At 35.9% G+C, this 11,566-nt stretch carries 10 protein-coding genes; 2 read left to right on the top strand and 8 right to left on the bottom strand.

All coding sequences use genetic code 11. From position 1 onward, the window contains the following. Nucleotides 1–71 precede the first annotated feature (71 nt). From WJR50_RS18440 to WJR50_RS18450, 3 genes are all read right to left on the bottom strand, one after another. Nucleotides 72–1,211: a tetratricopeptide repeat protein gene (locus WJR50_RS18440; protein ID WP_341294782.1), complete on the bottom strand. Its 1,140-nt coding sequence runs from the start codon at nucleotides 1,209–1,211 to the stop codon at nucleotides 72–74. Nucleotides 1,212–1,267: 56 nt separating this feature from the next. Further along, the gene (gyrA, locus tag WJR50_RS18445; protein WP_341294783.1) at nucleotides 1,268–3,760 is read right to left on the bottom strand and encodes a DNA gyrase subunit A; all 2,493 of its coding nucleotides are present in this window, start codon (nucleotides 3,758–3,760) and stop codon (nucleotides 1,268–1,270) included. Between the two features lie 178 nt (nucleotides 3,761–3,938). Further along, nucleotides 3,939–4,970 (bottom strand): hypothetical protein, encoded by a 1,032-nt coding sequence (locus tag WJR50_RS18450; RefSeq protein WP_341294784.1) that lies wholly within the window; start codon nucleotides 4,968–4,970, stop codon nucleotides 3,939–3,941. 176 nt (nucleotides 4,971–5,146) lie between these two features. Between WJR50_RS18450 and WJR50_RS18455 the strand changes: the two genes are divergently transcribed. Continuing rightward, on the top strand, nucleotides 5,147–6,034 hold the full coding sequence (locus tag WJR50_RS18455; protein ID WP_341294785.1) for a 3-hydroxybutyryl-CoA dehydrogenase: 888 nt from the start codon (nucleotides 5,147–5,149) through the stop codon (nucleotides 6,032–6,034). Nucleotides 6,035–6,050: 16 nt separating this feature from the next. Here WJR50_RS18455 and WJR50_RS18460 read toward each other — a convergent pair whose 3' ends face one another. Beyond that, a complete protein-coding gene (locus tag WJR50_RS18460; RefSeq protein WP_341294786.1) occupies nucleotides 6,051–6,653 on the bottom strand; it encodes a tetratricopeptide repeat protein in 603 nt (200 codons plus the stop codon). Between the two features lie 126 nt (nucleotides 6,654–6,779). Then, a complete protein-coding gene (locus tag WJR50_RS18465; RefSeq protein ID WP_341294787.1) occupies nucleotides 6,780–7,592 on the bottom strand; it encodes a 2,3,4,5-tetrahydropyridine-2,6-dicarboxylate N-succinyltransferase in 813 nt (270 codons plus the stop codon). Between the two features lie 22 nt (nucleotides 7,593–7,614). Between WJR50_RS18465 and WJR50_RS18470 the strand changes: the two genes are divergently transcribed. Then, a complete protein-coding gene (locus WJR50_RS18470) occupies nucleotides 7,615–8,760 on the top strand; it encodes a glycosyltransferase family protein (protein WP_341294788.1) in 1,146 nt (381 codons plus the stop codon). 85 nt (nucleotides 8,761–8,845) lie between these two features. Here WJR50_RS18470 and surE read toward each other — a convergent pair whose 3' ends face one another. The 3 genes from surE to ribB are packed head-to-tail and all read right to left on the bottom strand — an operon-like array spanning nucleotide 8,846 to nucleotide 11,429. Next, nucleotides 8,846–9,613, bottom strand: a complete 768-nt coding sequence (gene surE, locus WJR50_RS18475) for a 5'/3'-nucleotidase SurE (protein ID WP_341294789.1) — start codon at nucleotides 9,611–9,613, stop codon at nucleotides 8,846–8,848. Nucleotides 9,614–9,620: 7 nt separating this feature from the next. Next, nucleotides 9,621–10,250: a hypothetical protein gene (locus WJR50_RS18480; protein ID WP_341294790.1), complete on the bottom strand. Its 630-nt coding sequence runs from the start codon at nucleotides 10,248–10,250 to the stop codon at nucleotides 9,621–9,623. A gap of 57 nt (nucleotides 10,251–10,307) precedes the next feature. Then, complete coding sequence (ribB, locus tag WJR50_RS18485; RefSeq protein ID WP_445223475.1) at nucleotides 10,308–11,429, bottom strand: 3,4-dihydroxy-2-butanone-4-phosphate synthase; 1,122 nt, start codon at nucleotides 11,427–11,429, stop codon at nucleotides 10,308–10,310. Nucleotides 11,430–11,566 lie beyond the last annotated feature (137 nt).

Here is an 11,566-nt window from a genome sequence, read left to right on the forward strand (position 1 = left end):
AACACCTTTACATATAAAAAAGAAGTCCTGTTCAGGACTTCTTCTCTTTACATACGAATAATAATTGAATTCTATTGTCCACTAATTTCAGACTCAAGTGCAGCAGCTTTATCATCCATGCCGAGACGAGTATAAACAGTTTGAAGAGTAGACAGTGTTTTTTCATCATCAGGCTTCAGCTCTTTAGATTTTTCCAGATAAGGAAGCGCTTTTTCAAAAAATACTTTTGCATTTCCTTCAATTTCCTCTCCACGCTCTTGATATTCTTTCAAATCCATTTCATTAGCTTCGGTAAGAATCTCGGCAGCTTTATTAAAATAGTATGCAGCTAAGTTGAAGTTTGCATCAAAATAATTAGGATCAAGCTCAATGGCTTTCTTATAGTTTTCAATAGCGTCTTCACCTCTACCCATTTGCTCATACAGATAAGCCCGGTTATAGAATAATATAGGATTATCACCTTCTTTCTCAATTGCTTTCGTAAGCTTTTGTTCAGCCTCGTCATAGCTTTCATCCTGAATCAAAACATTAATTTCTCTTTTCAGAAAATCTGAATTATCAGGGAAGGCATCCTGAGCTTTTCTTAAATATTCAACTGCCTTTTCATTATCCTTCTTCTCAACAAGGTAAATATATATTAAACTGTTGTAGAAATCTTCACTCTGATAATCTAGTTCATCAACCAGATATGCATAATTTTCAGCAGCTACATCTAAATTTCCAGATTGTTGTGCAGAAATTCCACCGTAGATATAAGCAGTGGTATCGTCAGGTAAAGCCATTTTGGCAATATCGAAATTTCTTATTGCGCTTTCAAAATCCTGCTCTTGGTATTTCTCAGCTCCGACGTTGATATTTTTAGCCCAAACTTCCTGAATTTTCTGATCAGCAAAAGTATAATGTACTGATCCTTCATCTTCTAGTTCTTTGGCTTTACGATAAGCATCCAATGCAGTCTGATAAGGTTCATCAGCCTGAACAGAATTAGTAGAATCCTCAGCTATAGCCTGATAAACTTGGCCATAAATGTACCATGTCTTACCATCGTCTTTAGTTTGTTCATCAGTAATAGCTGGATCAATTAAAGATTTTGCTTCAGCAAGCTCCTGATCTTCAAGTGCCCGCTCAGCTTTTCTTACATTTTTGTTTTGGCCAAATGATGTAACAACTACAGCCAAACAAAGAATTAAACTTAAAGTGTACTTTTTCATAATTGTGCAGTATAGGTGACAACTTTTGTTACAAAAAATTAAATAAAAATTTATAGTTAATTAGATTCGTTTTCTTCAGAATTTTCTTCCTCAACAGTATCTGGCAACTTATCAACTTTAGCTACTGAAGTAATCATGTCATCCTTGTTGAGCCTTATTAGTTTCACTCCCTGAGTGGCTCTTCCCATTACTCTTAATTCAGATACAGAAAGCCTGATCATAATACCTGATCTGTTAATAAGCATTAAGTCATTTTCATCGGTAACTTCAGCAATAGACACTAAAGTTCCAGTCTTAGAAGTAATATTCATCGTTTTGACACCCTTACCTCCTCTTTTGGTAATGCGGTATTCTTCCAACAATGATCTTTTACCAAAACCATTTTCCGAAACAACAAGCAAGTGCTTTTCAAAATCATTGACACAAACCATACCGACCACTTCATCCTTTTCATCATCTAAGGCAATACCTCTGACTCCAGCTGCTGTACGCCCCATTGATCTGACCTCACTTTCGTTAAATCTGATTGCTCTTCCGGATTTTACAGCGAGAATAATCTCAGATTTTCCGTCAGTAAGGGCTACATTCAACAAACGATCACCTTCGTTAATGGTAATCGCGTTAATTCCGTTCACTCTAGGTCTGGAATATGCTTCAAGAGAAGTCTTCTTAATCATGCCATTCTTAGTTGACATCACTAAAAATGAATTATTGATGTAATCAGCATCATCCAGATTAGAAACATTAATTACCGCCCTTACAGAATCATCAGGTGTTATATTGATCAAATTTTGAATTGCTCTTCCTTTTGCTGTTTTACTACCCTCTGGTATTTCATAAACTTTGATCCAAAATACCTTCCCTAACTCTGTAAAAATCAACAAATAGTTATGCGTATGTGCAATAAATAGATGTTCGGTGAAATCCCCATCTTTAGCTGAAGCCCCCCTTGAACCGACTCCTCCTCTACCCTGTGTGCGATATTCACTGAGATTAGTACGTTTAAAATAACCATTATGCGAGATTGTAATTAACATCTCTTCATTAGGTATCATATCTTCAGTACTTAGATCCTCAGCACTGTGTACGATTTCTGTACGTCTTTCATCACCGTACTTATCTTTCAAATCATCAAGTTCATCCTTGATAATTTGCATGCGAAGAGCTCTTTCAGCTAGTATTTCTCGCAAATACTCTACCTGTTTTTGTACTTCTTCATACTCTTTCTGGATTTTGTCTCTTTCCAGTCCAGTAAGACGCTGAAGTCGCATATCCAGAATTGCTCTTGCCTGAATTTCAGTTAGCTTAAATGACTCCATCAGGCTTGTACGGGCAGTCTCAGGGTCTTGTGAAGATCTAATAATTTCAATTACCCTGTCTATATTATCCAGAGCGATAAGATAACCTTCTAATAAATGAAGTCTTTTTTCTGCTTCGTTAAGTTCATACTGCGTTCTGCGAACAACCACATTGTGGCGATGATCCACAAAATGTGAAATAATTTGCTTAAGGTTAAGCGTCTGTGGTCTTCCTTTAACTAGCGCGACATTGTTGACACCAAAAGAAGATTGGAGCTGTGTATATTTATAAAGGTTATTCAGTACTACATTAGGAACAGCATCTTTCTTTAGATCATATACAATACGCATTCCATTTCGGTCCGATTCATCTCTTATATCCGAGATACCCTCAATACGCTTATCATTAACCAAAGCCGCAGTCTTCTCAATCATTGAAGCCTTATTAACCTGATAAGGAATTTCGGTGACAATGATTTGAGATTTACCGGTTTTTGTTTCCTGTATTTCTGCCTTTGCACGCAAAACAATACGGCCTCTTCCAGTCTCAAATGCACTCTTTACACCTTGATATCCATAGATTATACCTCCGGTAGGAAAATCAGGAGCAGTGACAGACTGCATAAGCTCCTCTATCGTAACATCTACATTATCAATGTATTGTTTAATTCCTTCTACAACTTCAGTTAGGTTGTGAGGAGCCATGTTAGTTGCCATCCCCACAGCAATACCAGAAGTGCCGTTAACAAGTATATTAGGAAGTTTGGAAGGCAAACATACGGGCTCGGTTAAGGAATCATCAAAGTTACCTTGAAAATCTATGGTGTCCTTGTTGATATCAGCAAGTAGCTCTTCAGCTAACCTTCTCAATCGGGCTTCGGTATAACGCATCGCAGCAGGTGAGTCACCATCAACTGAGCCAAAGTTACCCTGTCCATCAACCAACATATAGCGCATAGACCAATGCTGTGCCATACGCACCATAGAGTCGTATACAGAAGAGTCACCATGAGGGTGATACTTTCCTAAAACCTCTCCTACTATTCTTGCTGACTTTTTATGGGCCTTTGTATGTGTAAGTCCTAAATCAAGCATTCCATAAAGTACACGGCGGTGTACTGGTTTGAGCCCATCTCTTACATCTGGTAATGCTCTGGAAATAATTACAGACATTGAATAATCAATGTATGCTCCTCTCATTTCATCCTCTATATTAATAGGGATGATATTTTCATTAGCGCCTTCTGCCATAATCGGATTTCAAACTCTTATTTCTTAATTAGAAAGGTACCTTACTTATAAATTTTAAAAAAGCCCTCTTTAGAAGGTCGCAATTTACCAAAAAATGTTCAATACACATAGCCTTTATGTGCTAATAAATGTTATTTGAAAAAGCTGAAATGAATAAATTGATAAGAATCATCCAATTTTAGTTTTTCTTATTGAAGAAAGGTAAGCGTATCTTCTTTTTTCTTTTGCTTTTTTGAAGCTCTGGATACAATTCTCCTATTTTCGGGTCTTGTTTTTTCCAAAATGGCTGTCCTCTTACTAGCATTCTATTCCCTTGAGAATCAGATACGTAGTGTTTCATTTGAGTCTTGTCATTTGGAATAGGTGATCGCGGAATGTCAGGGTAATTGATGCTTATACCTAGGGTAACCTGAAATGCATTGTCAGTAATAGTTAAATCAGGCTGAGCAGCAGTTTCAGGTAAACTAATTTGATAGCTTTTGAACTCATAAGAAGGTCTAAGGTATACTCTGAAATACTCCGAATAAACTTTTTCAAAGCTGAAACCAATATTAAAAAATGGATTGGACTGTATATAATAATCATCAAAACCACTTCCTCGATTAATTTTTCCTGCTCTAATATCTACTCCCAGGGCAAGATCATAATATTCATAAACACTATATCCGAGCAGAAAATAATATCTGGTAAACCTGCTTTTTACCTGGGCGGGATCTGGAAATTCAGATAAAAAATCTTTAGGCTCAGGTACATTTGCTGTCACAAATTCCATACTTGCACCTCCACCAAGCCTAAGTCTAAAAATGTTAAAATAAATAGCCAGATTGATAGGAATACTATATCCACCACTTCGCAAAGGACTGTCTGTTGAATCAAAATGAACGACTTTATAATTATCACTAAGCAATACATTATCACCGCTTACACCTGAAAACCAATTGTTGAGTCCTGGTACAGTACCTCCCTCTACAAAATCGTCAGAATTGATTAAAAACGATCCCTGCTGATTTCTGACATAATCAAAATCGGTAAAATCGTGCCGATAAAACGTTCTTCCGTAACCAGAACTGAGATTTACTGAGAATTTATTGAAAAATGATCTTACCGGATAGGGATGCTGTTCCTCCAGCCCAAATCCCGGATTATAACCTTGAGCATATACCCCGGAAACAAGCAGTATAAATAATGCTGTAATAAAGTAGCGAAGCATTAACTTTCTTTTATATATGTGATAAAGATACAAAGCTAAATAGCAAAGTTAATTTACTAGTCAAAAATAACGAGCAAGTTTCATTCTAAGTATAAAATAGAATATTTTTGACTATGTAGGATGTCTTCAACTATTTCTTCTTTTTTAGATTATAAACTTCTAAAATTCAATATTTTATGGAAAAAATTTGCGTGATAGGTGCAGGTACTATGGGTAATGGAATTGCACATGTTTTTGCTCAGTTTGGATTCAATGTTACTCTTTTTGATTTACAAGATGATATACTCAGAAAGGCAATGGCTGCAATTGAGAACAATTTTGATAGGCAGCTAAAAAAAGAAATACTAACGGTTGAAGCTAAAGACAGAGCACTCAAAAATATTCATGTATCAACAGATCTTGCCAAAAGTGTAGAGGATACTGATTTAGTTGTTGAGGCAGTCACAGAAAATTTTGAAATCAAGAAATCTATTTTTAGTGATTTAGATAAAAATTGCTCAGCTAAAACTATCCTGGCTACTAATACTTCTTCAATCTCAATTACTAAGTTAGCTGCTACTACCATGCGACCAGAAAAAGTCATTGGAATGCATTTTATGAATCCGGTACCTGTTATGAAACTGGTAGAAGTGATCAAAGGCTATAATACCTCAGATGCTGTAACAAAAGCAGTTCTAGAACTCTCACAAAAACTTGATAAAATTCCCCTTACTGTAAATGATTATCCTGGATTTATTTCCAATAGAATTCTGATGCCCATGATCAATGAAGCTATTTATAGCTTATACGAAGGGGTTGCAGGAGCGGTTGAAATAGACCAGATTATGGAGTTAGGCATGGCTCACCCAATGGGACCATTAAAGTTAGCTGATTTTATCGGCTTAGACGTTTGTCTTTCCATTCTTGAAGTACTTCATCATGGATTTGGAAACCCAAAGTACGCACCTTGTCCACTATTAGTCAATATGGTTAATGCGGGAAATCTTGGTGTAAAGAGTGGAATTGGATTTTATGACTACAGAGAGAGTAGAAAAAATCCCCAACTAGCTGATCAATTTGCATAGATTGGGGAAATAGTAATTAATTACAATACTGATCCATAGCTTCCTGGGCCTCTTCCACATTGAGTGCATTTGCTGATTGAAAATCTTCGCAGCCAGATGACTTTTTGCCCTGATAAACTTTTAGGGCTCCACGATACAGAAAAGCTTCACCATACTGATCGTTGATGCTAATTGCAGCATTGTAAGCTTCCATGGCTTCCTCTGTCTTACCTGATTTGTGAAAAGCTCTACCTGCCAAATAATGCGCTTTAGAATCATTTTTATGGATTTGGGCAGCTTTATCAAAATAAAACGCAGCATCTTGAAAATTATCGTTCCTAAAATGATATTTTCCGATACTCATCAAAGCATTCACATTCTTTGGATCAATTTCTAAAGTTTCTTCATAACTGGCTAAAGATTTACTAAACTCTCCCAACTCTTCATATGCCCTACCACGATTGTATATTGACTCAACATGGGTAGGTTGATATTCTAAGTATTCGTTATACTGCTCTATAGCTTTTTTATATTCACCCTGCTCAAAGTAGCGATCTGCTATTTTGTTTTCATTACTGTCGCAGGCAAAAAATAATATTGAAATGATACTAAAACCAAGTATCCATTTTCCAAACATCATAATCTAAAGGTTTTTTTGCGAATTCGTAAAGTTAACACTTACCTAATTAATTAGGTTTATAAATTGACGTAATTTATGCAACATCATCAATCTGTAGAAATCTAAGTGTCAAAACGAATGCCAGCTTCAAACAGCAACATTATTCTCTCGCAGAGCATCATTTAAAGAAGTTTTAAGATCGGTGCTAGCTTTTCTTTGTCCTATGATCAACGCACAGGGTACCTGGTACTCTCCTGCAGGAAATTTTTTGGTATATGTGCCGGGTATGACTACCGAACGAGCAGGTACTTTTCCTTTGTAAATAACAGGCTCTTCTTTAGTGACATCAATAATTCTTGAACTAGCTGTTAGAGTTACATTAGCCCCCAATACTGCTTCTTTTTCTACATGTACACCTTCCACTAATATGCAGCGAGATCCTATGAATGCATTATCTTCAACAATTACCGGCTTTGCCTGAAGGGGTTCAAGTACTCCTCCAATTCCAACACCACCACTCAAATGAACATTTTTACCAATCTGGGCACAGCTACCTACTGTAGCCCATGTATCCACCATAGTACCTTCATCTACAAAAGCTCCAATGTTTACGTATGAGGGCATCATCACTACGCCTTTGCTAAGATATGCTCCATACCTTGCTACTGCATGAGGGACAACCCTAACACCAATTTTATCATAACCGGTTTTTAGCTTCATTTTATCATGAAACTCAAAAGGTCCAAGTTCTAGAAGTTGCATCTTCTGAATTGGAAAATAAAGTATTACAGCCTTTTTAATCCATTCGTGCACTACCCATTCTCCATCAATTGGCTCAGCGACCCTTTTGGTACCACTATCCAGTTCGTCAATAATTGATTTAATAGCAATTTTTACATCTTTGTCGTTAAGCAATTGGCGGTTGTCCCATGCTTTTTCAATCAAATTTCTGAGTTCCATGCAGATTGTTACTTAATTATATATGGGTAATAAAATTATTACGGTAATAGCTTCAATACTTAAACCCGTGGATGACACGAGAATGTACGAAAAAATCGGGCTTTCACTGCAGCAAACAAATAGATATGCAGTTAATATCATAGGTTTTGAATCAAAAAATCTCCCCAAGCATTCAGAAATTGCTTTTCATCCTGCTTTTTCATTCTCCAATAAAAGCTGGAAGCGATTATTTGCTACGCTTAAGCTTTTGAAGTACTTATACAAGATCTACCCAAAATTGATCATTACTACTACATTTGAAGTACTAATTGCAGCTGTGATTTTTAAAATTACTAATAGAAGTAAAGATATTAAGATAGTTTATGACGTTCAGGAAAACTATGCATTAAATTTCTTAACCAACAGGAAAAAAAACATCGCTGTCAAGTTGATATTTAAGTTGATACGGTGGATTGAAAAAATAAGCCAAAGATTCATTTCACTAAATATTTTAGCTGAAAAATTTTATACTAAAGAAATTAGTTTTATTTCAAATCATACTTTAGTAATCCCTAATGCATTTAAAGTAATTCATTATGAAGAAGAATCAATAGCTCCACTTCCTTCAATTTTCCTGGAAAAAAGGCCAAAGATAATCTTTAATGGTACTATCAGTGAAATCTATGGCATAGAACAAAGCCTGGAATTTGCTACTGCTTTACATGATTTTCTTCCTGAGCTTTTGCTAATTATTGTAGGGCATGTCACTAATACTAAATTGCTAAACAAATTACTAAATTATGCTAAATCAAAATCCTATATCTATACATTTGTTAGCAAAAACCCTTTACCACATAATCAGATTTTAGATCTTGTTAGAATAGCTGATTTTGGGATTGTTGCTCATCAACCGGTAGAAAGTATAAAAAATTGCTTTCCAACTCGTATTTATGAATACATGGCTTTGCAGAAGCCCTTTTTTCTGCAAAAGCATCCTTACTGGACAAATTACTGTGATCCCTGGAACTGTTCAATTAACCTTGATTTTAATGACTTTGATGCTGAAAAAATAGCAATGCAGTTAGACAAACCTTTTTATCCTTCAGGTACTCCCGATGATATATTTTGGGAAAAATATGAAGCTTTACTAATTCAAGAAATAGATAAAGTAACAAGGATAAGTATCTGAATTTCAGATATATGTAATAACAAACTAAGGAGTATTACTAAATTTAGTCATATTTAGTGAAATGTAGATGGAGAAATTTCTTTATTTAGAAAGACCATTCATTCAATGCACTGATAGCATGATGGGCAGTTAAATCATATTGACAAGGAACTACTGAAACATAATTATTGGCAATTGCCCACTCATCATTGTCTTCACCTTTGTCAAAATTCACGAAGTTACCTGCCAGCCAAAAGTATTTCCTTCCGTTAGGATCAAAACGCTGGTCAAATTCTTCCTGCCATTTTGCATGGGCTTGTCGGCAAATTTTAATGCCTTTCAACTTTTCGTTTTGTTTTGGAGGTATGTTTACATTAAGTGCAATACCCTGAGGCATTCCCCTTTCCAATACCTGACTGGCAATTTTTAAGATAGGTTCTTCTACATGAGTAAAATTAGCATCAGCATCATAGTCACATAACGAAAACCCAATTGCTGGTAAACCTTCAATTGCACCCTCTACCGCGGCAGACATGGTGCCTGAATAGAGCACACTAATTGATGTATTGCTTCCGTGATTTACTCCACTTACCACCATATCAGGCCTTCTATCTTTAAGTACATGAAATTTACCCAGTTTAACGCAATCGGCAGGGGTACCTGAACATTTATAGGCTTTTACACCTTCAAAAATATCTGTTTCTGTAAGTCTTAGCGTATTACCAATGGTTATGGCATGTCCCATACCGGACTGTGGACTATCGGGAGCTACTACTATAACTTCTCCCAATTGCTTCATTAATTGTACAAGTATTTTTATACCTTTGGAGGTGATGCCATCATCGTTTGAAACCAGAATAAGCGGCTTGCCCATGAAATGTCTATGAATTTAATAAAGAATTATAATAGGCTGTAATACGTACCAGATCACGGTGACGATCATATTTAAGACGATTTTCTTTGACGTACTTTTCCACATTATCTTTATTCTGAGAGAGAATAGTGTATAGATCGTCTTTTTTCTGAGAATAAGGAATGATTTCTCCCTTTGGATTTAAAAAGTAATAATCAAATGCCAAACGATAACGTGTTGCATACCTATTGCCGTAATAGCTGTAATATCCATATTGTGGCACTGTTTCCTGCACTACTGATTCTCTGCACAGTAATGTCATGGTATTCTCATAAAGCACCTCAAACAACATAGGCACTTTGTAATTGGGTCGGACATTATAGGGCAACGCATAAAATTGTCTATACCTACTCACTTCTTCATCGTAAATCTCAAAAAACAAAATTTTACGGGCACTATAGGTTTGTATGGTGTTATTGAGGTTTACCTGAATCAGATCAGCTTCAAAATTATACTTAATCTTACCACTTATTTCATCTCCTGAAAGTAAAGTTAATTTACCTTCGTGCCATACTTCAGAAGGAAAATACTGTGCCTCAACAACGTTTGATAATGCAAAGGCAATCAGAAATATTATCAAGCTTAACTTATTCTTCATAATCAAAACTTTGTATCTAATATATTAACACAAAAGTTCCAAGAAAAGTGTACTGGCCTAGCTTTCAATAGGTATATTGTCAATAATTTCAATCCCGTAACCCGGCAACCCTATTCTTTTACGAGGATGATTGGTGAGCAACAATAAGTTTATTGCGTTCAGATGCCTAAGAATTTGTGCACCCACGCCAAAATCGCGCTGATCTAATTTACCTTCCTGTTCAACTACTTTTCCACTATAAGATTTAAGCTTATTCAGCAGGCTATTTCCCATACTTTCTTGGTTCATGTACAGTAAAATACCTTTGCCAGCTTCGTTAATTTTCTTTAGCACTTTTGGAATTGAGCTGTTCTTTGAATTTGAACCAAAAATATCTTCAAATAAATTGGCGGAATGAACTCTTACCAATATTGGCTCATCTTCATTCCATTCACCTTTAACTAATGCCAGATGTACATCTTCAGAGTTTATTTGCTTAAACACATGCAATTGAAATTCACCATAGGCCGTTAGGATTGTATTTGTAAATTCTTCGTGAATTAAGCTTTCATTGTTCAGTCGGAATTCAATAAGGTCTTTTATGGAGACCAATTTTAAATTAAACCTATCCGCCACTTTTCTAAGATCAGGTAGTCTTGCCATCGTACCATCCTCATTCATAATCTCCACCAAAACACCCGCTGGTTTAAGTCCTGCCAGACGAGGAAAATCAACTGCTGCTTCGGTATGACCAGTCCTCCTTAATACCCCCCCTTTCTTAGCTTTTAAAGGAAATATATGACCTGGCTTACCTAATTCTTCAGGTTTAGTATTTGGGTTAGCTAAGGCGAGAATTGTTTTAGCTCTGTCTGCTGCAGAAATCCCGGTTGTTGTATTTTCACTGATTAAATCTACTGAGACTGTAAACGGAGTATCAAAATGAGAGGTGTTCTTTCCAACCATTAGTTCTAGTCCAAGTTCTTCACATCTGTCTTCTGTAAGCGATGCACAAATCAAACCCCGACCGTGAGTAGCCATAAAGTTAATGATTTCAGGCGTTACGTATTCAGCAGCGCATATAAAATCACCTTCATTTTCTCGGTTTTCATCATCAACAACAATTATTATTTCACCCTTTTTGATGCTCTCTACGGCTTCTTCTATCTTATCAAGCATTTTTAACAAATTTTTTTGCAACATATTAATATTTCAATTAGAAAAGAAATCTATATTTAACATAATATAAGTTATTGAACAGTTTGGCGCATCCGAAAATTAGTCAACACACCTACTGGTAACTCTTTATTAATCAACCATTTAAGCATGATCACTTCAAA

This window comes from Catalinimonas locisalis, assembly GCF_038039535.1.
Taxonomy (GTDB): domain Bacteria; phylum Bacteroidota; class Bacteroidia; order Cytophagales; family Cyclobacteriaceae; genus Catalinimonas.

Bases quoted from the DNA above. Each gene is read 5' to 3' on its own strand.
- WJR50_RS18440 (WP_341294782.1), bottom strand. From the start codon at position 1,211: ATGAAAAAGTACACTTTAAGTTTAATTCTTTGTTTGGCTGTAGTTGTT.
- gyrA (WP_341294783.1), bottom strand. From the start codon at position 3,760: ATGGCAGAAGGCGCTAATGAAAATATCATCCCTATTAATATAGAGGAT.
- WJR50_RS18450 (WP_341294784.1), bottom strand. From the start codon at position 4,970: ATGCTTCGCTACTTTATTACAGCATTATTTATACTGCTTGTTTCCGGG.
- WJR50_RS18455 (WP_341294785.1), top strand. From the start codon at position 5,147: ATGGAAAAAATTTGCGTGATAGGTGCAGGTACTATGGGTAATGGAATT.
- WJR50_RS18460 (WP_341294786.1), bottom strand. From the start codon at position 6,653: ATGATGTTTGGAAAATGGATACTTGGTTTTAGTATCATTTCAATATTA.
- WJR50_RS18465 (WP_341294787.1), bottom strand. From the start codon at position 7,592: ATGGAACTCAGAAATTTGATTGAAAAAGCATGGGACAACCGCCAATTG.
- WJR50_RS18470 (WP_341294788.1), top strand. From the start codon at position 7,615: ATGGGTAATAAAATTATTACGGTAATAGCTTCAATACTTAAACCCGTG.
- surE (WP_341294789.1), bottom strand. From the start codon at position 9,613: ATGGGCAAGCCGCTTATTCTGGTTTCAAACGATGATGGCATCACCTCC.
- WJR50_RS18480 (WP_341294790.1), bottom strand. From the start codon at position 10,250: ATGAAGAATAAGTTAAGCTTGATAATATTTCTGATTGCCTTTGCATTA.
- ribB (WP_445223475.1), bottom strand. From the start codon at position 11,429: ATGTTGCAAAAAAATTTGTTAAAAATGCTTGATAAGATAGAAGAAGCC.